This is a genomic window from Flavobacterium sp. (assembly GCF_031537875.1).
Lineage (GTDB): Bacteria > Bacteroidota > Bacteroidia > Flavobacteriales > Flavobacteriaceae > Flavobacterium.
Window position 1 is genome coordinate 133,304 of record NZ_JAVKNB010000002.1, and the last position, 25,635, is coordinate 158,938.

Genomic DNA, 25,635 nt, shown 5'->3' on the forward strand with positions numbered 1-25,635 from the left:
ATGGAGAATAGTAAAGAAATGAGAAATTGGTTGGATGCCTTCAAATTAGATCATCCATTAGTAATTGCAGGACCATGTAGTGCTGAAACAGAAGAGCAAGTATTAAAAATTGCTCACGAATTGAAAGATTCTGACGTAAGTGTATTTAGAGCAGGAATCTGGAAACCAAGAACACGTCCAGGAGGATTTGAGGGTGTAGGTGAAATTGGATTGAAATGGTTGAAAAAAGCTAAAGAAGAAACCGGTTTGCTAATGGGTACAGAAGTAGCTACTGCAGCACACTGTAAATTAGCGTTAGAATATGATATTGATGTTTTATGGGTGGGAGCGCGTACAACAGCAAATCCATTTGCAGTACAAGAAATTGCAGATACTTTAAAAGGAACAGACAAAATTGTTTTGATCAAAAACCCAGTAAATCCAGATATGGCTTTGTGGTTAGGTGGTGTAGAGCGTTTGTATGCTGCTGGAATCAAAAAATTAGGAGTAATTCATAGAGGTTTCTCTACCTACCAAAAAACAAAATACAGAAACATTCCAGAATGGCAAATTGCTATCGAATTGCAAAACAAATTCCCTGATTTGCCTTTGATCATTGATCCATCACACATCACAGGAAACCGTGATATGATTTTGGAAGTGACTCAAGAAGCATTGGATTTGAACTACGATGGTATGATCATCGAAACACATAATGATCCTGAAAATGCTTGGAGTGATGCTGCTCAACAAGTAACACCGGCTGCTTTGAAACAAATTTTCAAAGATTTGAAAATCAGAAAACAAAGTGGAGATACAGCTGATTTTGACAACAAAATGACAAAATTAAGAGCTAATATTGATGTATTAGATGCTAATTTATTAGAATTACTTGGAAAACGTATGCAAGTTGCTTCTGAAATTGGTCAAGTAAAAAAAGACGCTAACGTTGCCGTTTTACAAAACAGCCGTTGGAATGAAATCCAAGCAAAAATGGTGGCTGAAGGTGCTAAAAAAGGATTGTCAGAAGAATTTATTATTAAATTGTTCAAAGGAATTCACCAAGAAAGTATCGAACAACAAGAAAAAATATTGAATTCATAATTCCTATTTTTCATTACTCTAAATCCTCACAGTTGAATCAATTGTGAGGATTTTTTATTTTGGAGTTCAATGTAAAAACTTTGTACTTCGAACTTGAAACTTAAAACAAAATTTTACCTTTGTCACATGACAGGAATCGTTTATAAATCTACAGGGAGTTGGTACACCGTAAAATCAGAAACAGGCGATTTTATGGAATGTCGTATGAAAGGGAAGTTCCGAATGAAAGGGATTAAAAGTACCAATCCAATTGCTGTTGGAGATGTGGTAGATTTTGAATTGGATGAAAATTCAGATGCCGTAACAGGAACCATTCATAACATCCATGATCGAAAAAATTATATCGTTCGAAAATCGGTGAATTTATCTAAGCAAATTCATATCATTGCGTCCAATATTGATCAAGTATTTTTGTTAATTACGATTGATAATCCGCCTACCACCACCAGTTTTATTGATCGATTTTTAGTTACCGCTGAGGCTTACGGCATTGAAACGGTTTTGGTTTTTAATAAAATTGACACGTTGAATGAAGCTACTTTAGATGAACAATTGTACATGCAACACGTGTATCAAGAAATTGGCTATCGTTGTTTACGTGTCTCCTCTACAGAAGGAAAAGGGGTAGAAGAATTAAAACAACTCATGTTAGGTAAAGTGAGTATGTTTTCGGGACATTCTGGTGTGGGAAAATCGACCTTGGTCAATGCGTTAGAACCTGCTTTGCATTTGAAAACAAAAAACATATCCGAACAAAGTAAACAAGGACAGCATACAACCACCTTTGCTGAAATGTATGATTTAAGTTTTGGTGCCAAGATTATCGATACACCAGGTATCAAGGGATTTGGAATTGTGGATATGGAGAAAGAAGAAATTGGCGGATACTTTCCGGAATTTTTCAAATTAAAAGACCAATGTAAATTCAACAATTGTTTGCACAAAGAAGAACCACATTGTGCGATTAAAGCAGCTTTGGAAAACGATGAAATCGCTTGGTCGCGTTACAATAGTTATCTTAAAATCTTGGAAGGCGATGAGGAACATTACCGTACCGATGTGTACAATGAAGACCGAATGGCTAGCGATAAAACTAGAGAATAATGAGAGTGGTTTTACAAAGAGTTGCTTCAGCTTCTGTAACTATTGAAGAGAAAATGGTTGCTGAAATTCAGAAAGGGGTATTAGTCTTAGTAGGAATTGAAGATGCCGATACGCAAGAAGATATTGATTGGCTGGTTACCAAAATTACCCAACTCCGTATTTTTGGTGATGAAAATGAGGTCATGAATTTGTCCGTTGAAGAGGTGAATGGCGATGTACTTGTGGTAAGTCAGTTTACTTTACATGCCGCTACTAAAAAAGGTAACCGACCTTCCTATATCAAAGCGGCTAGACCTGAAATGGCCATTCCAATCTATGAAAAATTTGTAAGTACTTTAGAAACTAAATTAGGTAAAAAAGTACCTACTGGTATTTTTGGTGCTGATATGAAAGTGGCTTTACTGAATGATGGCCCTGTGACGATAATTATTGATAGTAAAAACAGGGAGTAATTGTGAATTTATTCAAAAAAAAATTATATTTTTGAGTAAAATCTTCCCAAATGATAAAAAAGAATAGCCTCCTATTTTTAGTTTTTCTTGTTTTTTCTATAACAAGTTTAGCTCAAAAAAACACTTTTTTGATTAGTACTATAGCTGATAGTCTCAAACAAAATGCCAATGCGGTAATTCGCCTCAATCAAATAGATATTCTTATTACTTCTCAAGAGAATATGAAAATTACTAATAAAAGGGTAGTTTCGGTTTTCAATGAAAAAGGTATGGCTGCAATTCATGCAATTGAAGGTTATGACAATAGAACCAAAGTAACTTCTATTGAAGCAACAGTTTTTGATGAGAATGGAAAAGAAATCAAACGAATCAAACGGAAAGATTTTCGAGATCAATGTGTGATAGACGGGTCTACTTTATTTTCAGATAATAGAATATTGTTTTTGAATTATACCCCAACACAATATCCCTTTACGATTGTTTATACTAGCGAAATAGAAACTTCAAATACTGCTTTTATTCCTAAATGGCATCCACTATCTGATTTTAATGTATCACTTGAGAGCAGTGTTTTGAATGTAAATTTCCCAGTAGATTTAGGATTTAAAAAGAAATTAATTAATTTTTCTAATTTTAAAGCACTTAAAACTACAGATACAGCGGGTCAGTTAAGTTACGAATTGGTTGGAGTAGTTGCACAAAAACCAGAGGATTATAGTATCTCCAATTTAATTTTTCCAAATTTAATGATGGGACTTGAAAAATTCCATTTGGAAGGGGTTAATGGCTATGCTAAAGATTGGAAAGAATTTGGTAAATGGTATTCTGATGAGATATTAGCAGGAACTACTGAATTACCAGAGGAAACAAAAACAAAGATAAAATCGCTAGTTGGAGATGAAAAAGATATAGTAAAAAAAGCTAAAATAGTATATCAGTATGTTCAAAGTAAATCAAGATATGTAAGTATTCAGGTTGGAATTGGAGGATGGAAGCCAATGTTGGCTAGTGATGTGGATCGAGTAGGTTATGGAGATTGTAAAGCATTGACAAACTATACAAAAGCATTATTAGATGTGGTTGGGGTGCCTTCATATAACACTCTTTTGTATGGCGACCCTACCAAAACAAATATAGAATCAGATTTTGTTGCTATGCAAGGAAATCATATGATTTTATGTATTCCTCAAAATGATAAAAATATTTTTTTAGAATGTACAAGTCAGGATAGCCCTTTTGGTTATCAAGGTACTTTTACTGATGATAGAGATGTACTGGTGGTAAAATCAGATGGGGGCGAAATTGTACGAACTACAATATATGAAGACAAGGATAATACTCAAATTAGTAAAGGGTCTTATACTATTTCGCCAACGGGTGATTTTACTGGAAAAATAAATATCCTTTCTTCAGGAACACAATACAATAAAAAATCACAAATTCCGAACGTTTTGCCTCATCAAAAAGAGAGTTATTACAAAGAATATTGGGATAATATTAATAATTTGAAAATAGAGAAAGTGGACTTTGTTAATGACAAAGAGAAGGTTCAACTTACTGAAGAATTAGCACTTTCAGCTACAAATTATGGTGTTATAACAAATGGCAGGATGCTATTTGAAGTCAATGCTTATAATCACACTTCAGGGAATGTAAAAAGAATTCGAAATCGGAAGACTCCATTTGAAATTCAAAGAGGATATGTAGATAAAGACGAAATTGCAATTGAATTACCAGTTCATTTTGTTATTGAGTTTTTACCAACTAACTTTGAATTAATTACAAAGTTTGGGGAATATAAAACGGAAATTATTAAAAAGAATAATTCGATTTTGCTATACAAACGGACTATGTTTCTTAAAAAAGGCCTGTATTCTAATAAAGAATACGATGATTTTAGGCTATTTATGGAACAAATAGAAAAAAATGATAATTCAAAAATAATACTAATCCCAAATCCTTAAACCTATGAAATTCCCTAAGTTATTTCCACTATTTATTATTCTTGTTTTTTATACAAAAAGTATCGCTCAAAATTTTGAGTTAGGTAAAGTAACCATTACTGAACTTCAAGAAAAAAGGCATCCAAAAGACAGCACAGCTAATGCAGTTGTTTTATTTAAAAAAGGAGAGGTGTATTTTGAAGATTTGACAACAATAACTCGTGTTAGAACTAAAATTAAGATTTACAAAAAAGAAGGGTTTGAATGGGCAAATGAAGAAATTTCACATTATATAAATGGGGAAAGCGTATCTTTTTCAAATGCTACAACCTATAATTTAGTTGAGGGTAAAATTGAAAAGATAAAATTGAAAAAAGAAGGCGAGTTTGAACAAAAAATAAATAAATATTTTAGTCAAAAAAAAATCACAATGCCTAATGTTAGAGAGGGTTCAATTATAGAATATGAATATACAATTAGGTCTGGCAATTTCGGATCATTAAGAGATTGGTATTTTCAGACTTCTATTCCAGTAAATTATTCGGAGTTTAAAGTTAAAATACCTTATTTCTTAACATTTAACAAGCGAACAAAAGGTTTTTTATATCCTAAAATATCATCGGAACCAACCTATAATAGGGAAACATCGGAAGTATACAAGTTAGAGAATATTCCATCTATGAAAGAGGAGTCATTAGTTAATAACATTAATAATTATAGAGCGGGTATTTCTTATGAATTAGCGTTAGTTAATTTGCCTGGATATGTATATAAGTCATTTTCAACTGATTGGAATGCTGTTACGAAAACTATTTATGACGACTCTGATTTTGGCACGGAACTTAATAAAACTTCTTATTTTGAAGAAGATTTAAATCCGCTAATAAAAGGATTAACGAATAATGAAGAAAAGACAGCAGTGATTTTTAATTACGTTAAATCCGCGGTTAAATGGAATAAATATACAGGGTATTCTTGTAATGATGGTGTTAAAAAAGCCTACAAGGATAAAATTGGAAATGTAGCAGAAATTAATTTAATGCTTATTGCAATGTTGCGTTTCGCTGGATTGAATGCGAATCCTGTTTTAATCAGCACTCGCGATAATGGTATTGCTTTGTTCCCGAGTAGGACTGCTTTTAATTATGTAATTGCATCCGTTGAAATGCCTGAAGGAAATATATTGCTTGATGCCACAGAAAAATATGCTGAAATTAATGTATTGCCTCTTAATGATTTAAATTGGATAGGGAGATTAATTAGAAAGGATGGTACATCTGAAGAAGTTGATTTAATGCCTAAAAAGATATCCAATGATATCGTGACAATGAATTATTTAGTTGATTTAGAAGGAAAAATTTCAGGAAAGATTAGGCATCAATTCACGGATCATAAAGCATTAGAATATAGAAAAAAAGTAGAAGATATAAAAGAAGACATCTATCTCGAGAATTTAGAAAATGAAAATCAAAAAATTGAAATCAAGGAGTATTCACGAACTAATGAAAAAGACTTAAAATTACCAGTTGTCGAAACTTATTCTTTTACAGGTTCTAATTTAACAGAAACAATAGGGGATAAAATTTACATTAATCCGATGCTGTTTTATACACATCATGAAAATCCTTTTAAACAAGAAGTTAGGGAGTATCCAGTAGATTATGGATACTCATTTCTAGATAAATATGCGATAAATATCCAAATACCTGATGGGTATACGATTGAAACATTGCCTGCTTCAGGAATATTTTCTATGCAGGATGATTTAGGAACTTTCAAGTTCATGACGAGTTCTTCAGGAAATACGATTAATGTAATTGTACTACATCAAATAAATACTCCAATTATATCCTCTGAATACTATGATATGTTAAAGGAATTTTATCAAAAAATGATTGACAAACAAAACGAGAAAATTGTATTAGTAAAAATATAAACGATGGATTTAAAAAACGCACAACTAGACGTAGATACCTGGATAAAAGAACATGGAGTTCGCTACTTTAACGAGTTGACCAATATGGCGCAACTGACAGAAGAAGTGGGAGAGGTGGCTCGTATTATAGCGCGTCGCTATGGAGAACAGTCTGAAAAAGAATCCGATAAAAACAAAGATTTAGGCGAAGAACTAGCCGATGTGGTTTTTGTAGTATTGTGTTTGGCTAACCAAACCGGAATTGATTTACAAGCTGCTTTTGATAAAAAAATGGATTTAAAATCCGTTCGAGATAAAGATCGTCACAAAAATAACGAGAAATTGAAATAATATATTTAATGGTGGTTTGCAAATAAACTGCCACGGATACCACGGATAAAACTGATTTTTACAGATCTCTGGACATTCACAATTAATAAATAATCTGCGAATCTGAGGTAAAAAAAGGTTCGTTTTCCACTTTTTTGGAATAAATTTGCGCCCAATTACAGACCAACACACAACAGAATGAATTTACTGCTACAATCTGCACTACCTGAAATCAATGCAGCAATCAAAATCACGGGTTCCAAAAGCGAAACCAATCGTTTGTTATTGCTAAAAGCATTGTTCCCGAATATTACTTTAGCTAATACTTCTAATTCAGATGATAGCGAAGTAATGCAAAAAGCATTGACGGGTACAGATACAATTGTAGATATTCACCATGCCGGAACGGCAATGCGTTTTCTTACGGCATATTTTGCAGTCAATGCAGGTCGTGAAGTGGTGCTGACAGGTTCTAGCCGAATGCAAGAGCGTCCTATTAAAATTTTGGTGGAAGCATTGGAACAATTAGGTGCTGTAATTACGTATGAAAAAGAAGTGGGTTATCCACCCATCCGAATCAAAGGACAAAAAATCACAGCTTCCAAAGTAAACTTAGCTGCTAATGTGAGCAGTCAATACATTTCAGCTTTATTATTAGTAGCGTCCAAATTAGAAAATGGTTTAGAGTTAACTTTAGAAGGAGAAATTACTTCTATTCCCTATATCAAAATGACTTTGGCTTTGTTGAATGATTTGGATATTCAGACCAGTTTTGAAGGAAACGTAATTAAAGTAGCGCCAAAATCAGCAGTAGCAACAAAAGAAATGACTGTGGAATCGGATTGGAGTTCGGCTTCGTATTATTTTAGTATTGCCGCTTTAGCAGATGCTGCTACTATCACCATTTCAAGTTATAAAGAAAATAGCTTACAAGGCGATTCGGGTTTGGTCAACCTATACAAAGCCATGGGAGTCGAATCGACTTTTAACGGAAATCAGTTGACTTTAAACAAACAAGCTAATTTCAATTACCAAGACGTCACTTTCGATTTGAACAATACACCTGATATTGCACAAACTATTGTAGTAACTTGTTTGGGTTTAGGCATTGGTTGTCATCTGACGGGGTTACATACCTTGAAAATCAAAGAGACCGATCGTTTAGAAGCACTTCGAATCGAACTAACTAAGTTAGGAGCCACTATTTCCGTGACTAATGATAGTTTGACTTTGGTAGCTACCAAAGAAATCAATCCCAATGTGACTATTGCTACGTATAATGACCATCGAATGGCAATGGCTTTTGCACCTTTAGCCTTACGTGTGCCTATTTTTATTGCTAATGCCGAAGTAGTCTCTAAATCGTATCCTGATTTTTGGGAAGATTTAAAAAGTCTAGGCTTTGCAATGGAAGAAACCGCTTAAATTAGAAAGTTGAATAGTCGGAATCCCTTTCTAGTAGTGGGTTGGTGAAAATAAACACTAAAAGACTTGACAACGCCTCTTTCACAGTCGTATATTTGCACTCTGATTTTAAATGGTTATAAAGTCTATAAACATTTAAACTCTTAAACATATAAACTTTTTATTAAATGAAATTATCACATTTTCAATTCAATTTACCAAAAGAACTTTTAGCTGAGTTCCCTGCGGAAAACAGAGACGAATCTCGTTTAATGGTTATTGACCGTAAAAAACAAACGATAGAGCACAAAATGTTCAAAGATGTTATCGATTATTTTGATGACGGAGATGTAATGATTTTGAATAATACCAAAGTTTTTCCAGCTCGTTTGTACGGAAATAAAGAAAAAACAGGGGCAAGAATCGAAGTGTTCTTGTTACGTGAATTGAATGCTGAACAAAGACTTTGGGATGTGTTAGTAGATCCAGCACGTAAAATCAGAATCGGGAACAAATTGTATTTTGGAGATGATGACTCATTAGTGGCTGAAGTAATTGACAACACGACTTCTCGTGGAAGAACATTGCGTTTTCTTTACGATGGTTCTTATGAAGAATTCAGAAATAAATTGACTGAATTGGGCGAAACCCCAATCCCAAAATACATTTCACGAGAGGTAACTCCAGAAGATGCAGAGCGTTACCAAACCATTTATGCTAAAGAAGAAGGAGCTGTTGCAGCACCTACTGCTGGATTGCACTTTTCTAAGCATTTATTAAAAAAATTAGAAATCAAAGGAATCAACTTTGCGGAAGTAACCCTTCATGTTGGTTTAGGAACTTTTAATCCAGTGGAGGTAGAAGACTTATCGAAACACAAAATGGATTCAGAAGAGTTAAAAATCAGTCAAGAAGCTTGTGATATTGTGAACAATGCTAAAGTGAATAAGAAACGTATTTGTGCCGTAGGAACCACTTCTATGCGTGCTATCGAGAGTTCAGTTTCTTCTCAAAAAACATTGAATCCGTATGATGGTTGGACTAATAAATTCATTTTTCCTCCACACGATTTCAGTATCGCCGATTGTATGATTACCAATTTCCATACGCCAAAATCAACTTTACTAATGATGATTTCTGCTTTTTGCGGTCACGATTTAATGAAACGTGCTTACGAAGAAGCCATTAAAGAAGAATATAAATTCTACTCTTACGGAGATGCCATGTTGATTATTTAATCTGAACTTGTTTCAGATTCACATATAGAAATCTCGTCAGTCTTGGCGAGATTTTTTTGTTTTGGGCGTGACCCTTTTCCTTTCTTAAGCCAACGCTCGGGTCGGGCTATACTCTTCAATTCCTCGCGCTGTTACGCTTTCGCTCCACAGCGCTGCGGGATTTTCGTTACTATCCCTCACGCAACCAACGAATAGAAGTTTAATTTACTGATCTGTATTTGTTTGGAGTAACACCCACTTTTTGTTTGAAAAATCGTCTAAAGTGTTGCGGGTATTTAAAACCGAGTTCAAAAGCAATCTCATTGATGGTTCTTTCATCTTCAAAAATCTTGTTTTTGGCTACATCAATTATTTTGTTTTGAATGTATTCTTGTGCTGTTTTCCCCGTTTCTTTTTTGATGATATCTCCAAAATAATTAGCAGATAAATTCAGTTTATCGGCACAATAAGCCACTGATGGGAGTCCCGTAGTTTGAGGCTTTTCTGAAAAGAAATAACCATTTAAGAGTTCCTCAAATTTCTCTAAAATTCCTCTATTGACATTTTCACGGGTAATGAATTGACGGTCGTAAAAACGAATACAATAATTCAATAACATTTCAATATTAGACACAATTAGTTTCTTGCTATGCTTATCAATAGTGGATTCCAGTTCGTATTGAATTTTTTGAAGACAGTCTAATACAATACTTCTTTCTTTGTCAGATAAGTGCAATGCCTCATTGGAATGATAGCTGAAAAAATTATAATCTTGAATATGCTTTCCTAGCGAGGTACCATGCAATAATTCAGAATCAAAAGCTAAACCATATCCCTTAGGCTGATAGTTAGGATCCATATTTTCGATTTCAATCACTTGACCTGGGGAAACAAAGGTTAATGTACCTTCTTGGTAGTCATAGTAATTGCGACCGTATTTTAAATCACCACATTTCACTTCTTTTAAAATAATACAATAAAAACCATAATGAATCTTTACTGATTGTTGTTCTTTCCAAGGTCGTGGTTGGGCTTTAGAAAAATCAATCACACTAATCAAAGGATGTAGTGTTTTGTGATCGTTTAACTCGTTAAATTCATTGATGGTGTTGAATTTATAGATATTTTCCATTTTGTTACTTCTTTATACACCCAAATTTAGGGATTAAAATCATTGTTTCACTCTTTCTCTTTCAATATCAGTGAAAGTGGTACAATTATCCGTAATCTATATACAGCTTACACTAAATAAATAGACCAATTTTGTAATGCAAAATTTAAAGAACTTGAATTTCTTTATAATTGAAAATCAATTAATCTTAGTTAAAAATCAATTGTATGCAATATGTTACATTAAATAACGGAGTTGAAATGCCAATATTAGGTTTTGGTGTTTTTCAAATTTCAGATCCTGCAGAATGTGAAAAAGCAGTAGTAGAGGCTATTCAAAGCGGGTATCGTTTAATTGATACTGCGGCTTCATATAAAAATGAGGATGCTGTAGGTAACGCCATTAAAAAGAGTGGTGTTGATAGAAAAGAGCTATTTATCACTACCAAATTATGGATTCAAGATTTGGGTTATGAAAAAACAAAAGCTGCTTTTCAAAAATCATTAGATCTATTACAACTCGATTATCTCGATTTATATTTAATTCACCAACCTTATGGTGATATTTTTGGATCTTGGAAAGCGATGCGTGAATTACTCGAAGAAGGAAAAATAAGAGCGATTGGTGTTTCTAATTTCCATCCTGATAGAGTGATGGATTTAATTGTGAATAGCGGATTTACCCCAGCAGTAAATCAAGTTGAAACACACCCTTTTGACCAACAAATAGACAATCAGGTATTCTTACAAGAAAATAATGTTCAAATAGAATCTTGGGGACCTTTTGCCGAAGGAAGAAACGACATGTTTCAAAATGAAGTATTAGTTGCATTAGGTAAAAAACACAATAAATCAGTCGCTCAGGTTATCCTCCGTTGGTTAACACAACGTGGAGTTGTTGTTATTCCTAAATCGGTTCGAAAAGAAAGAATGGTAGAGAATTTTGACATTTTCGATTTTGAATTAGCAGCAGATGATATGGAAGCAATAGTTGCATTAGACACAAAAGAAAGTTTGTTTTTTGATCACAGAGATCCTAATATGGTAAAATGGTTGGGTGAAATGAAGTTGGAGTCTTAGGCAATAAATAATAAATAGGAGTAAACAAAATCGATATTAATAAATTCAATTATGAATCGTAGATCCATTTTAAAAACAGCAGGAATTGCTTTGGTAGGGAGTGTCTTAGCCCCTTTTGATTCTTTGGCACAATCCGCTTTATCAAAACCAATTTTAGAAAAAGACACCCTTCCAAATACTCTTTTAGGGAAGAGAAAACTAGGTGCTTCTCTCGAAGTTTCAAGTATAGGACTTGGGGTTCAAAATATGAGTAGAACGTATCAAACTACCATTCCTTCTCGCACGGAAATGCATCATATTATACGAACTGCATTTGACAAAGGAGTCACCTTATTTGATGCTGCGGAAGCGTATGGACCATTTGAAGTGGAGCGAATATTAGGAGAAGCTATAACCCCTTTTCGTGATAAAATAGTGATTGAAACGAAGTTTGGTTGGAATATAGATCAAGAAACAGGCAATAGATTACCAGGATTAAACAGCCGACCTGAACATATTAAAATTGTAGTGGAAGGAATGTTGAAAAGACTTCGTACTGACAGAATCGATTTACTCTATCAACATCGTGTTGATCCACAAGTACCAATCGAAGATGTCGTTGGTGCTATTCAGGATTTGATAAAGGAAGGTAAAGTATTGCATTATGGATTGTCTGAACCAGGAATTCAAACGGTAAGACGCGCACATAAAATTCATCCGGTTGCTGCTATTCAAAACGAATATTCGTTGTTATGGCGTGGTCCAGAAAAACAAATTATTCCGCTTTGTGAAGAACTTGGAATTGGGTTTGTGTCTTGGAGTCCTTTAGGAGTGGGGTTTTTGACTGGTGCTATCGATGCTAATACAAGTTTTGCACAAGGAGATTTTAGAGGGTTTGAAACCCGTTTTTCGCCAGAAAATCTTAAACACAATATGGCAGTTGTAGAATTATTGAAAAAATGGAGTATACAAAAACAAGCTACTCCTGCTCAAATTTCATTGGCTTGGCTATTGGCACAAAAACCTTGGATAGTTCCAATACCTGGGACAACACAGATGGCACACCTAATTGAAAATATTGGTGCTGAAGAAGTTAAATTTACGGCAACAGAATTCAAAGAATTTAACAATCAATTGAATGCTATTCAAATTCAAGGTGAAAGATTACCTGCTTTTGTTCAAGCTTTTTCTGATGTAGAAGCACCACTCAAACAATAATTAAAAAGATACTCTTAGTTTAATTTTTAAATCCTACAAAATGAAAAAAATAATTTTAGCTCTTATTGCTATAACCAATTTCCAATTTTCTTTAGCACAAGAAAGTAAAACAACTATTGTTCCCACTTACACCCCAGCTGAACAAGAAGTGATTCAACTTTCTAAACAAAAATGGCAATGGATGGCAGATAAAGATGTCGAAAAATTAGCCCCTCTATTTGACGACAAATCAAAGTTTGTTCACATGAGCGGAACTTGGAAAAAAGACGAAGAACTCGACATTATTAAAACGGGTAGAATTTGGTACAAGGAGGCAAAAATACATGATGTTGCAATTGAACTTTTCGGAAAAACAGCTATCGTTTGGAACAGAATTACATTGGATGCTATTGTTCGAGGAAGCGAAGTCGTAACAGAATTTACGGTAACAGAAGTATATCAAAAGCGAGGCAAAGAATGGAAATTATTAGATTTAACATTTAGTAGCGTTCGCGACACACATCAACTTCAAAAATAAAATACTATTATGAAAACATCAATCTTTAGATTACTGCTTATCGTTTTATTTACTACCAATGCTTTTGCACAAACCACAGCAGAACAGGAAGTGATTCAACTTTCAAAACAAAAATGGCAATGGATGGCCGACAAAAATGTCGATCAATTAACGCCCTTATTTGACGACAAATCTGTTTTTGTCCACATGGGAGGAAGTTGGGGTAAAAAACAAGAAATCGACATTATTAAAAGTGGAGGTATTCACTACAAGAAAGCCGATATCCATGAAGTCTCAGTAAATATCATTGGGAACACAGCGATACTTTTAAACAATATTACCTTGTTAGCCGTAGTTGGAGGGAACGAAGTGACAAATCCATTTATTGTAACAGAAGTTTATATTAAAGAAAATGAAGGATGGAAATTAGGTTCTTTATCATTTACTAAACTAATGACGGCTGCTCATTAAAAACAAAAAAACATGAAAAAAATAACACTTTTTGTATTATTTAGTATAAGCTGTAATATATACTCGCAAGTCAAGAACCCTACTTCGGTTTCTGTAACAACAACACCTATAGTAAAAACAGTTTCTGGATTAGTCCGTGGTGTAATTGAAAGTGATGTTGCTATTTTTAAAGGGATTCCTTATGCGGCGCCACCTGTGGGTGAATTTCGTTGGCGTTCGCCACAACCAGTAAAATCTTGGGCAGGAGTTCGTGATGCTAATCAATTTGGACCTAATTGTGCTCAGGCAGGATGGGGAGCTGCTCCAGGAACTATTGCTGAAGGGTTGTCGGAAGATGGTTTGTATCTTAATGTTTGGGTACCAGCTGGAACTAAACCAGGAGCAAAACTGCCAGTGTTGGTATGGATTCATGGAGGTGCATTTGTATTTGGTAGTGGTTCACAACCTGACTTTTCAGGGGTGCCGTTTGCCAAACAAGGAGTTATTTTAATCACCTTCAATTATCGTTTAGGCCGTCTTGGGTTTTTTGCATTCCCAGCGTTAAGTAAGGAACATCCTGAAGAACCTAAAGGGAATTATGCCTATATGGATCAAATTGCAGCGTTGCAATGGGTTAAGGATAATGTTGCTGCTTTTGGAGGTGATTCGAAGAATGTAACCATTTTCGGAGAGTCAGCTGGAGGTGTTTCAGTGCATTCCTTATTAACGATACCAGCTGCGCAATCACTTTTTCAAAAAGCGATTATTGAGTCAGGTGGTGGTCGTGATGGCGTATTGACAGGAAGACCCATTCATGATGAAAATGCCGATATACATTACCCAGTTTCAGCTGAAACGATTGGGACAAACTTTGCTATCAAACACGGAATTGAAGGTACAGATGCCAATGCATTAGCAAAACTACGTTCGTTGAGTGTTGCAGATATCGTTGATGGAGGCCAGGAAACTAATGGCCCAGGGGGGCTCCCGATTTATTCGGGTCCAATTCTAGATGGTAAATTGGTTGTTGAAACAGCAGAAAGTGCGTATAGAGCAGGAAGAGTACCTGCTATTCCTTTACTAATTGGATCTAATAGTGCAGAAGTTCCAGCTGGTTTTGTGAATGCTAAATCGAAAGAAGAATTATTGGCATTATTTGGTAATTTTAAAGAAGAAGCTTCAGCCGCTTATGATAATGACGGAACGACTGATTTTGGTAAAATGCTAAGCTTGGTGAATACCGATAAAGTATGGGCAGAACCTGCACGATTTACTGCCAGAGCTTTTGTTGCTAAATCGATACCTGCATATACGTATCTTTTTTCATATGTTCCTGAATCGATGAAAGCCAGAATGAAATATGGAGCGGCTCATGCCTCTGAAATTCCTTTTGTTTTTGGCAATCTGATAGAACGTAATGGAGTACAATTTGATGAAAAAGATAAAGAAGTAAGTAAAATGATGCAATCGTATTGGGTTAATTTTGCTAAAACTGGAAATCCAAACGGCAAAGGCTTACCTCTTTGGTCTATGTATGATACGACTAAAAATACTATATTTGAGTTGAACAATCAAGGTTCGGCAGAGACTATTTCAGATTACAGAAAATCAAGATTAGATGTCATAGAAAAGGCATTTGAAAGCAACAATTAAAATCAATTATGATGAGATATAATAAAATACATAGCTGGAGTATATTTTGTTTGTTATTGTTAATCAGTACTTCATTTTATGCACAAAAAAGTGCAAAACAAAAGCCGTTACTAATTGAAGAACAAGGTAGTTTTGCAGTTGGAGGAACTATGATTACCAATCCAGGTACATTCGATCCTTACAAACCCACTCCTGAGGGGCAAACCTTTAGAGGAGATCATGCGTACGTATTTTATCAAATACCTGTAAAAGCACGAAAATATCCTTTAGTTATGTGGCATGGCATTGGTCAGTTTTCTAAAACATGGGAAACTACAGCTGATGGTAGAGAAGGGTATCAAACTATTTTTTTACGAAGAAACTTTCCAGTCTATTTAATAGATCAGCCTAGACGAGGTAATGCTGGTAGAAGTACTGTACCTGCAACGATTAATCCAATTCCCGACGAACAACAATGGTTTGACGTGTTTCGTGTAGGAGTTTGGCCTAATTATTTTGATGGGGTGCAATTTGCAAGAGATAGCGAGTCTTTGAATCAGTATTTCCGTTCGATGACGCCAAGTATTGGAGCCATTGATATTGAAGTTACAACCGATGCCGCCGCTGCACTTTTTACCAAAATTGGACCAGGAATATTAGTAACACATTCACATTCTGGCGGAATGGGATGGAAAACAGCCTTGAAAAATGCTAACGTTAAAGCCATCGTTTCGTATGAACCCGGAAGTGGATTCCTTTTTCCCGAAGGTGAAGTGCCAGCTCCAGTTGCTAGTTCTGCAGGGGCTTTGGAAGCAATAGGAATTGCGAAGAAAGATTTTATGTTACTTACTAAAATACCAATTGTCATTTATTACGGTGATAATATTCCTGAAAGTCCATCGGCTAATCCGGGTGCTGACGGATGGAGAGCGCGTTTAGCTATGGCAAGATTATGGAGAGATACAGTAAATAAATATGGTGGAGATGTGACTGTGGTACATCTTCCAGAAGTAGGACTTAAAGGAAATACGCATTTCCCGTTTTCAGATTTGAACAATATAGAAGTAGCTAATTTAATGAGTAAATGGCTTAAGGATAAAGGTTTAGATCAATAATTAAATCGCCATGAAGCACTATAAAATAATCGGTTCAATACTATTATGGAGTATTTTATTGTTTACTAATTCAATCAAAGCGCAACAAATGATATCTATTGAAAATGGTTTAAGTCAGAAAGAAAAAAGTATCATTATCATTGCTGCTGAAACGGCCAAAGGAGATTTAGCAAATTTAAAAATTGCCTTGGCTGATGGTTTGAACACCGGATTAACGGTAAACGAAATCAAAGAAATTCTAGTACACACCTATGCTTATTGTGGCTTTCCAAGGAGTATTCGAGGATTGCAAACTTTCATGGAAGTGATGAATGACCGAAAAACAAAAGGAATTGTTGATCCAGTTGGTAAGGAAGCCTCAGTTGTAAAAGAAGATGGGAATAAATACGAAAGAGGTAAAAAAATCTTAGCAACATTAACGCAAACACCTGCTCCTGAAAAGATAGTAGGTTATGCCGCTTTTGCACCCATAATTGACACTTTTTTAAAAGAACATTTATTTGCCTCTATTTTTGAAAGAGATGTTTTGACATATCGTCAGAGAGAATGGGTAACCTTATCAGTAATAAGTGCGATTGGTGATGCAGAACCTATGCTGAAAGGGCATTTGTCAATTGCTCTTAATTTAGGAGTTTCACCCAAAGAGTTGGAGAAATTTATTGAAGTGATTCAACCTACAATTGGTAAAAATAAATCTAATGCAGCTCAACTAATAATAAACGAAGTACTAAAAAGTAAATAGATAGAAATGAAAAAAATAGTAATACTACTGGCATTAGTGATGCCGATAATAGGAATTAATAGATCAAACGCTCAAAATACTCAAACGCAACAAATGAAAAATCCATACACATTAGTTTATGAGGGTGCTATTACAGAAAATGTAGTAGGTCAAGTCAATATACACCCTGTTTCATATAAAATTAAAGACATCAATATTGTAGCCAATGTATATACGCCTGCGAATTTTGATACAGCAAAAAAATATCCCACTATAGTAATTGCGCATCCTAATGGCGGTGTAAAAGAACAAGTGGCTGGATTGTACGCACAACGATTAGCAAATCAAGGGTACATTACTATTACTGCTGATGCGGCTTACCAGGGTGGAAGTGGAGGAACACCTAGAAATGTAGATAAACCAGCCAATAGAATAGAAGATATACACGCTATGGCGGATTTTATTTCACAATACCAAGGAGTTGATGTTTCCAAATTAGGATTGTTAGGTATTTGTGGAGGAGGAGGATATGCGCTAACTGCAGCGCAATCGGATAAACGTTTTAAAGCGGTTGCTACGGTGAGTATGTTCAACTCAGGCATTGTAAGACGAAATGGGTTTATGAATTCCCAAGTAGCTACTATTCAAGAACGATTACAACAAGCTTCGGAGGCTCGAGCTTTAGAAGCTGCAGGGAAAGAAATTCGCTATACTGCAAATGTGGTTATTACTGATGAAATGGCGGATAAAATGCCTTTTGATTTGTATCGCGAAGGTCATTATTACTATAATAGAACTCATGCTCATCCTAACTCAAAATTCTGTTATACTTTGAGTAGTTTAATGGATTTAATGACTTTTGATGCAAGTACTAATATGGATTTAATTAATCAGCCTTTATTAATGATTGCAGGAAGTAAAGCGGATTCTTTTTACATGACAGAAGATGCCTTTAAGAAAGCAACCAATGCAAAAAATAAGGAGTTATTTCAAATCAACGGAGCGACTCATATTCAAACCTATTGGAAACCAGAATATGTGTCTCAAGCAGTAAATAAATTGAAAGATTTTTATCAAATTAATCTTTAAAATTCTAAATGAAGGGTTTAAAAAAAACAGTCGTTGTATTCGTTATTGGACTACTCGTTCTTTCATGTCAAGCACAAAATAAATTAGCTCAAAAATCAGGTATGGAATCCACATTAATTTTCCCTAAAGGAGACAAAATCACCAATACTAATTTCACAGGAACAGTATATTTACAAATGCTAATGGCTGCGGATAATGAAAATCCAACAGCAATAGGGAATGTGACTTTTGAACCTGGTGCAAGAACAAAATGGCATTACCATCCCGCAGGTCAAATACTGATGGTGACAGATGGTGTGGGGTATTATCAAGAGAAAGGGCAAGCTAAAAAAATACTTCGAAAAGGAGATGTAATTAAATGTCCTCCCAATGTTCATCATTGGCATGGCGCAAGTCCAGATAGTTATTTTGTTCAAGTGGCGGTTACTAATAATGATAAAGGAAATGCTGTTTGGTTAGAAAAAGTAACAGACGAAGAATACAAATAGACACTATTTTAAAAAGTGTGTAATCTGCGTTTGAATTTCGTTTGAGTTTGTTACTTTTACTTTATAAAACCAACACGAATGACATTCGAAAACAGCCTAGCTTTTGCGCAACAACTCGATGCACAAGATCCATTAAAGCAGTATCAAAATGAATTTTCTTTCCCTCAAGTCAACGGAAAGAAAGTGATTTACTTTACAGGAAACTCTTTAGGACTTCAGCCTAAAAGCGCTAGGGCTTATGTCGATGAGGTAATGAATGACTGGGCAAACCTGGCTGTTGAAGGGCATTTTTATGCCGAAAAACCGTGGTGGGATTACCACGAACGCTTTGCAAATCCGTTGAGTAAATTAGTAGGTGCTTTGCCTTCTGAAGTTACGGTGATGAATACCCTGACAGTTAACCTACATTTGTTGATGGTTTCTTTTTATAGTCCAACGACTCAACGATATAAAATCATTTGCGAAGAAAAAGCCTTTCCTTCAGATCAATATTTATTTCAAAGTCAAGTACGTTTTCATGGTTATTCGCCAGAAAATGCCATTGTTGAAGTAAAACGCCGAGAAGGAGAACACAATATTCGTTTAGAAGATATTGTAGCAAAAATTGAAGAAGTCGGAGATGAATTGGCATTGGTCTTAATTGGCGGGGTGAACTATTACACCGGACAAGTTTTCGATATCAAGACTATTACTCAAGCAGGACATCAAGTAGGGGCTTATGTCGGTTGGGATTTAGCGCATGCTGCAGGTAATGTTGAATTAAAACTACATGATTGGCAGGTGGACTTTGCCGCTTGGTGCAGTTATAAATACATGAATTCAGGACCGGGAAATGCTTCGGGCTGTTTCATACACGAAAAACATCACACTAATTCGGAATTACCAAGATTCGCAGGTTGGTGGGGACACAACAAAGAACGCCGTTTTAAAATGGAGTCTGTTTTTGATCCCATTCAAGGCGCTGATGGTTGGCAAATAAGTAATTTACCCGTTTTGTCTTTAGCTCCCTATTTGGCTTCTGTGGATCTATTCGCCAAAATTGGGCTGGATGCTTTGATTCAGAAAAGAAATACAATTACGGCCTACTTGGAATTTGTTTTACACCAAATTGACCGAGAAGTGAATGGTAATTTTGAAATTATTACTCCAGCTAATCAAGAAGAAAGAGGCTGTCAACTCTCTGTTTTTCTCCATGGAGAAGGCAGAAGCTTATTTGATTATTTAATGAAAAATGGAGTCATTGTAGATTGGCGCGAACCCAATGTAATTCGACTCGCACCAGTGCCATTGTACACTTCTTTTGAGGATATTTATCATTTTGGACAAATTCTAAAAAGTGGAATTTTAAATAAATAACTTATTCGGACTTAAAAAAAGATTGTGTGGGTTGGTCTTTTCGAGCATATTGAAAACGATCGACGAGTTTGGGTAAGCAGTAGCCATCCAGGCCATTTAGAGCAATCACATTTCCTTTATCAATTTGCAACCAACCATCCTCGTGTTGCAATTCTTCGTCAAAAAATAATTCCTCTATAGAAGCAACAATATGAATGGTATCATTTTCCTTGATGTAATATTCATTCACATATTTGCAATACAATTGAACGGGACTCCCTTTTACAAAAGGGATTTCGATATCAGTTTTATATTCTTCCTCCAGATTGGTTTTGTCAAATTCAGAAATACCTAAGTCGTAATTGGCTGAGGTGTGATGTGCATCTTCAATCATGTCAACCGTCACATGATTAACGCTAAAGTAGCCCGTTTCCTTGATGTTTTTATAAGTGTCACGCGGAACAGTTGTTGGTCGCATGATGAATCCAATTAATGGAGGTTCGCTTCCCAAATGAGTCACGCTACTAAAAACAGCTACATTAGATTGCCCATCAATAGATTTAGTAGCAATTAAATTAGTCGATTTATAGCCCGTACACGAATTGACTAAGTTCAATCGAGGGACTTTTTCCATTCTAGCAATGGCTTCTTTAGATATAGCTTTCATTTGAATTGGTTTGCCACAAAGATAGTTTTTGTTTATTTAAATTACACATTCGTTAAACAAAATTTAAACAATTCAATGATTACTAAGTAGTAATTGAAGATTATTCTACTATATTTGTTTTTCAAATCCATTCAAAAATGAAAATTTTCAAAAAAGTACTTCTCGTAATTGTTTCCATTTTAGTGCTATTGATTTTAGGCTTAGTAGGCTATGCCTTTTATTCCAAACCAAAATATGAAGGTCAATTGCCATTGAATAACATTCAGAAAGAAACCACTGTGTATTTTGATGAATTTGGAGTCCCGCATATTTATGCCGAAAATAGTATTGATGCAATGGAAGCATTGGGCTATGTCCACGCGCAAGATCGTTTGTGGCAAATGGAGTTGATGCGTCGCATTGCGCCAGGCCGTTTGTCTGAAATTTTCGGATCGGTGGCATTAAAAAACGATAAGTTCTTTGCAGGTTTAGGAATTGAAGAAGCTTCAGCAAAGGCCATTGCTCAATTGGATAAGAATAGTCCAAGTTACCAATTGACTCAAGCGTATTTAGATGGAATTAATCAATATATAGCTGAAGGGAAAACACCAGTGGAGTTTCAGTTGCTTGGAATTCAGAAGCAGAAATTTGAGATTAAAGACGTCTATAATATTTTTGGGTATATGTCATTTAGTTTTGCCATGGCACAAAAATCAGATCCTTTGATGACGGATTTGCGCAACAAATACGGCATGGAGTATTTGAAAGATTTTGGTCTAGAAGGCGAATTCAATACCACTAAAATCAAGAATGCTAAAAATACTCAAGAATATTCGGCGATAGCTCAATCGGTTACTGCTTTATTAGATCAGTCGCCAATTCCCCCTTTCATTGGAAGTAACAGTTGGGTCATTGCTCCACAAAAGACCAAGAATGGTAAAGTGATTTTTGCTAATGATCCGCATATTGGGTTTTCGCAACCCGGCACTTGGTATGAAGCTCATATAGTTACACCTGATTACGAAATATATGGTTGTTATTTGGCTGGAACTCCTTTTCCTCTTCTCGGACATAATCATAAATATGCGTATGGTTTGACCATGTTTGAAAATGATGATATTGACTTGTATCAAGAAGAAAACCATCCAACAGATGCGGCAAAATACAAAACGCCTACAGGGTTTACTACTTACGAAACAAGAACCAAAACGATTAAAGTTAAAGATACTTCGGATGTGGTAATGAAGGTTAAAGTAAGTCGTCACGGACCGATTGTGAATGATTTAATTGATGGATTGAAAAAAGACCAGCCTGTAGCTTTGTCTTGGATTTATACCCAACAACCCATTTTGATTTTGGATGCAGTATACGCGCTTTCGCATGCTAAAGACAAGGCTGATTTTCAAAAAGGAGTACAACTGATTGCTGCTCCAGGTTTGAATGTCATGTACGGCGATGCGAAAGGAAATGTGGCTTGGTGGGCAACAGGAAAATTATACAAACACAATGCAGGAGTAAATCCGAATTTTATTTTGGATGGAGCGAGTGGCAAAGACGATATTAAAGAATATTTGGATTTCTCCAAAAATCCTTCAGCAGTCAATCCTAGTTGGAATTATGTGTATTCGGCTAACAATCAACCGGAAGCTATTGACGGATTTTCATATCCAGGCTACTATTTACCTGAAGACAGAGCCAAGCGTATCGCTCACTTGTTAGATTCGAAATCAAATTGGGACAAAAAATCGGCGAGTCAAATGATTTTTGATAACACTTCATCAGTGGCGCCATCGGTAGTTCAAAACTTAATAGGTGCTTTGGAGATGAATTCACTTTCTAAAAACGAGAAAGAAGCTCTTGCAATTTTAAAAGAATGGAAAGGAGCAAATAATTTAGAAGATGTTGCTCCAACAATTTATAATAAATGGATTTATAACTACCTTAAAAACACCTTTCAAGATGAAATGGGTGAGGCTGGATTCAAACAATTTTTGGTGACACATGTTATGAAACAAGTAGTGGCCCGACAAGTAGCTAATACTAATTCGCTTTGGTGGGATAATATTGCTACTAAAAATAAGAAAGAAACTCGTTCACAAATTATATCACAGTCCTTTAAAGATGCGATTACTGCATTGGAAACCCAATTAGGTAAATCGGTTACTGCTTGGACTTGGAACAAAGTACATACACTAGAACACCAACATCCTTTAGGGAAAGTAAATGCATTAAAGCCTTTCTTTAATGTGGGTCCGTTTGAGGTTTCGGGTTCAATGGAGGTAATTAATAATTTGTTCTTTGATTTTGCCGAAGACGGGAAGTATCTTGTAAAAGGAGGTCCGTCAACAAGACGAATCATTGATTTTTCAGATATTGAAAACAGTTGGAGTATTTTGCCTACAGGACAATCTGGGAATCCAATGAGCCCGCATTATAAAGATCAAGCCGAAATGTACAATACAGGTAAGTTCAGAAAGATGAAATTGAACAAGGACGAAATTGTTAGAACTTCAACAAAATTGGTTTTTATTCCTAATAAAAAGTAAAAAATATACAAAGGATAGGTACTATAAATGAGTAATTTTGCCTAACTTTTATAAAAAATTGATGCAAACTCCTCAAAAAATTGCCGTTGTCGGTTCGGGATTAGTAGGTTCGTTATTGGCTATTTATTTGCGCAAAGCAGGACATACCGTTCATGTGTATGATAGAAGTCCTGATATTCGTCAAATTGAATTTTCTGGCCGTTCCATTAATTTAGCCATGTCTAATCGAGGTTGGAAAGCCTTAGACGGAGTAGGAGTAGGCGATGCGGTTCGTGAAATTGCTATTCCCATGGATAAACGCGCTATTCATTTGGTGGACAAACTCAATTTTCAACCGTATGGAAATGAAGGAGAGGCAATTTATTCCATATCAAGAGGGTTGTTGAATCGAAAAATGATTGACTTGGCAGAGCATGCTGGTGCCGAATTCTTTTTTGAACAACGAATTTGGGATGTCACTCTTGCTGATGCTACTTTGCATATTGGCGAAACAGAACGCGGTGCCTGGCAAGAAAAAAAATACGATATGGTGTTTGGGGCAGATGGTGCCTTTTCTCGAATTCGCCATCGTATGCAACGCCAGAGCATGTTTGATTATTCGCAAGAATTTTTAAAAATTGGTTACAAAGAATTAAATATCCCTGCTAATCCAGATGGGACTCATAAATTAGATCCGAATTCTTTCCATATTTGGCCTCGCGGCGAGTATATGTTGATTGCTTTGCCCAATTTAGATGGGAGTTTTACATGTACCTTATTTATGCCTTTTGAAGGAGCAAATTCATTGGAACAATTGAAAGACATTAAGTTGGTCGAGGAATTTTTTGCTAAAAATTTCCCAGATTCAATCGATGTGATTCCTAAGTTGGCTGAAGATTTTTTCAAGAATCCAACCAGTACTTTGGTTACGATGAAATGTTTTCCTTGGACGTATGAAGATAAAATTGCTTTAATAGGCGATGCGTGTCATGCCATAGTGCCGTTTTACGGACAAGGAATGAATGCAGGATTTGAAGATATTTCAATTCTAAACGAAATGATAGAACGCTACGGAGACGATTGGAAAACCGTACTTTCAGAATACCAAAAATCCAGAAAACCCAATGCTGATGCTATTGCCGAATTATCGTATCGCAATTTCATGGAGATGAGTACCAAAACAGCAGATGAAAAATTCTTGTTGCAAAAGAAAATCGAAAAACTATTTTCAGACAAACATCCCGACAAATGGATTCCGTTGTATAGTAGAGTGACTTTTAGCGACCGACCCTATGCTGAAGCGCTAGCTATAGGTGACTATCAAAATGCGATTATGGATACAGTTTTGAAGATGGAAAATATCGAACAAAAATGGGACTCGACAGAAGTAGAACAAACAATATTAGAATTACTTCAACGTAACTAATTACGATTCTTCTCGATGTACTTTGGTAAAGTCAAATGCAGGATTGCAAATGGCAATGTATTCGCAAGGCTCTCCAAAAGGATTTGAATATTGAACTCGGGTGTTTTTTTCAATTCTAATAGATTGACCAGCTTCTAATAAAATTGTTTCGCCTTCTATAATAAATTGTTTTTTACCTCTTATTATATAGGTGTATTCTTCAAATTCTGGAGTTTGAAAAGGTTCGCTCCATCCTGGAGGCGCTATCATGTGCGCAATAGAAATAGCGGGGTTGTGTGTACTAGCTAAACCATGGTGTTCTTCAATTAGCTTTCCGTCAGTAGTAGGTACTATGAAAGGGCTTTTTTGTAAGGTATATTTTTTCATATTATATAAGGTGTTATTTCAAAAGTTTATTTTCTAGATTTAAAGTAAATGAAGGCATGAATAAATTAGATATTGGTAAAAATACCTTTTATACTTCTAAATTTGTTTTACAAAGCTATTAAATCTACCATCAATAATAAGAGAGAAGGAGGGACTTATTTTTGGTTTGTATTTTTAGCGCAAATCAGTATAATCAGGAGGAGTAAAAATTGAGATTATAAACTCCTTTTATGAGCTTTTGAGCCTAACTACATCGTTTTTTGTAAAAAAAATAAATATTTTATATGTAAATTTTTTTTCTTCTTTTATTGATAAATTATATTAATATAAGGAGAATGAATGTGTTTTTTGTATTAAACAATCGTTTTCGTTATGCATTTTTTATTAAATGAAAAAAAAACAAAAAGAAACGCAATTGGCTCGACTAAAATTAACATCAATTAAATTAAAAAAAGTTTTTTTATTTAAACTAAAAATATAAATTTGCTCCACTACAAGTTTATTTAAACAC

At 35.1% G+C, this 25,635-nt stretch carries 23 protein-coding genes; 20 read left to right on the top strand and 3 right to left on the bottom strand.

Features of this window, described 5'->3' with window-relative positions; genetic code table 11:
* The 8 genes from RMR09_RS00725 (at position 1) to queA (ending at position 9,469) form a co-directional block, all read left to right on the top strand.
* On the top strand, positions 1 to 1,083 hold the full coding sequence (locus RMR09_RS00725; protein WP_310593918.1) for a bifunctional 3-deoxy-7-phosphoheptulonate synthase/chorismate mutase type II: 1,083 nt from the start codon (positions 1 to 3) through the stop codon (positions 1,081 to 1,083).
* Positions 1,084 to 1,209: 126 nt separating this feature from the next.
* Positions 1,210 to 2,187 (top strand): ribosome small subunit-dependent GTPase A, encoded by a 978-nt coding sequence (rsgA, locus tag RMR09_RS00730; protein ID WP_310593919.1) that lies wholly within the window; start codon positions 1,210 to 1,212, stop codon positions 2,185 to 2,187.
* Positions 2,187 to 2,639, top strand: a complete 453-nt coding sequence (gene dtd / locus RMR09_RS00735; RefSeq protein WP_310593920.1) for a D-aminoacyl-tRNA deacylase — start codon at positions 2,187 to 2,189, stop codon at positions 2,637 to 2,639. Before rsgA ends, dtd begins: the two co-directional genes overlap by 1 nt.
* A gap of 128 nt (positions 2,640 to 2,767) precedes the next feature.
* Positions 2,768 to 4,603, top strand: a complete 1,836-nt coding sequence (locus RMR09_RS00740) for a DUF3857 domain-containing protein (protein ID WP_310593921.1) — start codon at positions 2,768 to 2,770, stop codon at positions 4,601 to 4,603.
* Positions 4,604 to 4,607: 4 nt separating this feature from the next.
* Positions 4,608 to 6,518, top strand: a complete 1,911-nt coding sequence (locus tag RMR09_RS00745) for a DUF3857 domain-containing protein (protein ID WP_310593922.1) — start codon at positions 4,608 to 4,610, stop codon at positions 6,516 to 6,518.
* 3 nt (positions 6,519 to 6,521) lie between these two features.
* A complete protein-coding gene (locus tag RMR09_RS00750) occupies positions 6,522 to 6,848 on the top strand; it encodes a nucleotide pyrophosphohydrolase (protein ID WP_179001729.1) in 327 nt (108 codons plus the stop codon).
* Between the two features lie 177 nt (positions 6,849 to 7,025).
* Positions 7,026 to 8,252 (top strand): 3-phosphoshikimate 1-carboxyvinyltransferase, encoded by a 1,227-nt coding sequence (locus RMR09_RS00755; protein ID WP_310593923.1) that lies wholly within the window; start codon positions 7,026 to 7,028, stop codon positions 8,250 to 8,252.
* A 167-nt stretch (positions 8,253 to 8,419) separates the two neighbouring features.
* A complete protein-coding gene (gene queA / locus RMR09_RS00760; RefSeq protein ID WP_310593924.1) occupies positions 8,420 to 9,469 on the top strand; it encodes a tRNA preQ1(34) S-adenosylmethionine ribosyltransferase-isomerase QueA in 1,050 nt (349 codons plus the stop codon).
* A gap of 199 nt (positions 9,470 to 9,668) precedes the next feature.
* On the opposite strand, the gene RMR09_RS00765 is transcribed toward queA, so the two are convergent.
* Positions 9,669 to 10,580: a helix-turn-helix domain-containing protein gene (locus RMR09_RS00765; protein WP_310593925.1), complete on the bottom strand. Its 912-nt coding sequence runs from the start codon at positions 10,578 to 10,580 to the stop codon at positions 9,669 to 9,671.
* Positions 10,581 to 10,786: 206 nt separating this feature from the next.
* Between RMR09_RS00765 and RMR09_RS00770 the strand changes: the two genes are divergently transcribed.
* From RMR09_RS00770 to kynU, 10 genes are all read left to right on the top strand, one after another.
* Complete coding sequence (locus tag RMR09_RS00770; RefSeq protein WP_310593926.1) at positions 10,787 to 11,638, top strand: aldo/keto reductase; 852 nt, start codon at positions 10,787 to 10,789, stop codon at positions 11,636 to 11,638.
* 51 nt (positions 11,639 to 11,689) lie between these two features.
* Positions 11,690 to 12,835 carry an aldo/keto reductase gene (locus RMR09_RS00775; RefSeq protein ID WP_310593927.1) on the top strand — a complete coding sequence of 382 codons (1,146 nt, stop codon included), beginning with the start codon at positions 11,690 to 11,692 and terminating at the stop codon, positions 12,833 to 12,835.
* 40 nt (positions 12,836 to 12,875) lie between these two features.
* A complete protein-coding gene (locus RMR09_RS00780) occupies positions 12,876 to 13,352 on the top strand; it encodes a nuclear transport factor 2 family protein (protein ID WP_310593928.1) in 477 nt (158 codons plus the stop codon).
* Positions 13,353 to 13,361: 9 nt separating this feature from the next.
* Entirely contained in the window at positions 13,362 to 13,802 is a 441-nt protein-coding gene (locus RMR09_RS00785) for a nuclear transport factor 2 family protein (RefSeq protein ID WP_310593929.1), read from the top strand.
* Between the two features lie 12 nt (positions 13,803 to 13,814).
* Complete coding sequence (locus tag RMR09_RS00790) at positions 13,815 to 15,434, top strand: carboxylesterase family protein (RefSeq protein WP_310593930.1); 1,620 nt, start codon at positions 13,815 to 13,817, stop codon at positions 15,432 to 15,434.
* Positions 15,435 to 15,445: 11 nt separating this feature from the next.
* Entirely contained in the window at positions 15,446 to 16,528 is a 1,083-nt protein-coding gene (locus RMR09_RS00795; protein WP_310593931.1) for an alpha/beta fold hydrolase, read from the top strand.
* A 10-nt stretch (positions 16,529 to 16,538) separates the two neighbouring features.
* Positions 16,539 to 17,270 carry a carboxymuconolactone decarboxylase family protein gene (locus tag RMR09_RS00800; protein ID WP_310593932.1) on the top strand — a complete coding sequence of 244 codons (732 nt, stop codon included), beginning with the start codon at positions 16,539 to 16,541 and terminating at the stop codon, positions 17,268 to 17,270.
* Positions 17,271 to 17,276: 6 nt separating this feature from the next.
* On the top strand, positions 17,277 to 18,338 hold the full coding sequence (locus tag RMR09_RS00805; protein ID WP_310593933.1) for an alpha/beta hydrolase: 1,062 nt from the start codon (positions 17,277 to 17,279) through the stop codon (positions 18,336 to 18,338).
* Between the two features lie 8 nt (positions 18,339 to 18,346).
* Positions 18,347 to 18,826 carry a cupin domain-containing protein gene (locus RMR09_RS00810; RefSeq protein ID WP_310593934.1) on the top strand — a complete coding sequence of 160 codons (480 nt, stop codon included), beginning with the start codon at positions 18,347 to 18,349 and terminating at the stop codon, positions 18,824 to 18,826.
* A gap of 78 nt (positions 18,827 to 18,904) precedes the next feature.
* The gene (gene kynU, locus RMR09_RS00815) at positions 18,905 to 20,182 is read left to right on the top strand and encodes a kynureninase (protein WP_310593935.1); all 1,278 of its coding nucleotides are present in this window, start codon (positions 18,905 to 18,907) and stop codon (positions 20,180 to 20,182) included.
* A gap of 1 nt (position 20,183) precedes the next feature.
* On the opposite strand, the gene RMR09_RS00820 is transcribed toward kynU, so the two are convergent.
* Entirely contained in the window at positions 20,184 to 20,828 is a 645-nt protein-coding gene (locus tag RMR09_RS00820; RefSeq protein ID WP_310593936.1) for a flavin reductase, read from the bottom strand.
* 137 nt (positions 20,829 to 20,965) lie between these two features.
* Here RMR09_RS00820 and RMR09_RS00825 point away from each other — a divergent pair, with 137 nt between their 5' ends.
* Together RMR09_RS00825 and RMR09_RS00830 are read left to right on the top strand one after the other, a co-directional pair.
* Positions 20,966 to 23,353, top strand: coding sequence for a penicillin acylase family protein (locus tag RMR09_RS00825; protein ID WP_310593937.1), 2,388 nt, complete (start codon positions 20,966 to 20,968; stop codon positions 23,351 to 23,353).
* Between the two features lie 61 nt (positions 23,354 to 23,414).
* Positions 23,415 to 24,758 carry an NAD(P)/FAD-dependent oxidoreductase gene (locus tag RMR09_RS00830; protein ID WP_310593938.1) on the top strand — a complete coding sequence of 448 codons (1,344 nt, stop codon included), beginning with the start codon at positions 23,415 to 23,417 and terminating at the stop codon, positions 24,756 to 24,758.
* On the opposite strand, the gene RMR09_RS00835 is transcribed toward RMR09_RS00830, so the two are convergent.
* Entirely contained in the window at positions 24,759 to 25,124 is a 366-nt protein-coding gene (locus RMR09_RS00835; RefSeq protein ID WP_310593939.1) for a cupin domain-containing protein, read from the bottom strand.
* Positions 25,125 to 25,635 lie beyond the last annotated feature (511 nt).

Coding starts and splice junctions, on each gene's coding strand:
- RMR09_RS00725 (WP_310593918.1), top strand. CDS start 1: ATGGAGAATAGTAAAGAAATGAGAAATTGGTTGGATGCCTTCAAATTA.
- rsgA (WP_310593919.1), top strand. CDS start 1,210: ATGACAGGAATCGTTTATAAATCTACAGGGAGTTGGTACACCGTAAAA.
- dtd (WP_310593920.1), top strand. CDS start 2,187: ATGAGAGTGGTTTTACAAAGAGTTGCTTCAGCTTCTGTAACTATTGAA.
- RMR09_RS00745 (WP_310593922.1), top strand. CDS start 4,608: ATGAAATTCCCTAAGTTATTTCCACTATTTATTATTCTTGTTTTTTAT.
- RMR09_RS00750 (WP_179001729.1), top strand. CDS start 6,522: ATGGATTTAAAAAACGCACAACTAGACGTAGATACCTGGATAAAAGAA.
- RMR09_RS00755 (WP_310593923.1), top strand. CDS start 7,026: ATGAATTTACTGCTACAATCTGCACTACCTGAAATCAATGCAGCAATC.
- queA (WP_310593924.1), top strand. CDS start 8,420: ATGAAATTATCACATTTTCAATTCAATTTACCAAAAGAACTTTTAGCT.
- RMR09_RS00765 (WP_310593925.1), bottom strand. CDS start 10,580: ATGGAAAATATCTATAAATTCAACACCATCAATGAATTTAACGAGTTA.
- RMR09_RS00770 (WP_310593926.1), top strand. CDS start 10,787: ATGCAATATGTTACATTAAATAACGGAGTTGAAATGCCAATATTAGGT.
- RMR09_RS00775 (WP_310593927.1), top strand. CDS start 11,690: ATGAATCGTAGATCCATTTTAAAAACAGCAGGAATTGCTTTGGTAGGG.
- RMR09_RS00780 (WP_310593928.1), top strand. CDS start 12,876: ATGAAAAAAATAATTTTAGCTCTTATTGCTATAACCAATTTCCAATTT.
- RMR09_RS00785 (WP_310593929.1), top strand. CDS start 13,362: ATGAAAACATCAATCTTTAGATTACTGCTTATCGTTTTATTTACTACC.
- RMR09_RS00790 (WP_310593930.1), top strand. CDS start 13,815: ATGAAAAAAATAACACTTTTTGTATTATTTAGTATAAGCTGTAATATA.
- RMR09_RS00795 (WP_310593931.1), top strand. CDS start 15,446: ATGAGATATAATAAAATACATAGCTGGAGTATATTTTGTTTGTTATTG.
- RMR09_RS00800 (WP_310593932.1), top strand. CDS start 16,539: ATGAAGCACTATAAAATAATCGGTTCAATACTATTATGGAGTATTTTA.
- RMR09_RS00805 (WP_310593933.1), top strand. CDS start 17,277: ATGAAAAAAATAGTAATACTACTGGCATTAGTGATGCCGATAATAGGA.
- RMR09_RS00810 (WP_310593934.1), top strand. CDS start 18,347: ATGAAGGGTTTAAAAAAAACAGTCGTTGTATTCGTTATTGGACTACTC.
- kynU (WP_310593935.1), top strand. CDS start 18,905: ATGACATTCGAAAACAGCCTAGCTTTTGCGCAACAACTCGATGCACAA.
- RMR09_RS00820 (WP_310593936.1), bottom strand. CDS start 20,828: ATGAAAGCTATATCTAAAGAAGCCATTGCTAGAATGGAAAAAGTCCCT.
- RMR09_RS00825 (WP_310593937.1), top strand. CDS start 20,966: ATGAAAATTTTCAAAAAAGTACTTCTCGTAATTGTTTCCATTTTAGTG.
- RMR09_RS00830 (WP_310593938.1), top strand. CDS start 23,415: ATGCAAACTCCTCAAAAAATTGCCGTTGTCGGTTCGGGATTAGTAGGT.
- RMR09_RS00835 (WP_310593939.1), bottom strand. CDS start 25,124: ATGAAAAAATATACCTTACAAAAAAGCCCTTTCATAGTACCTACTACT.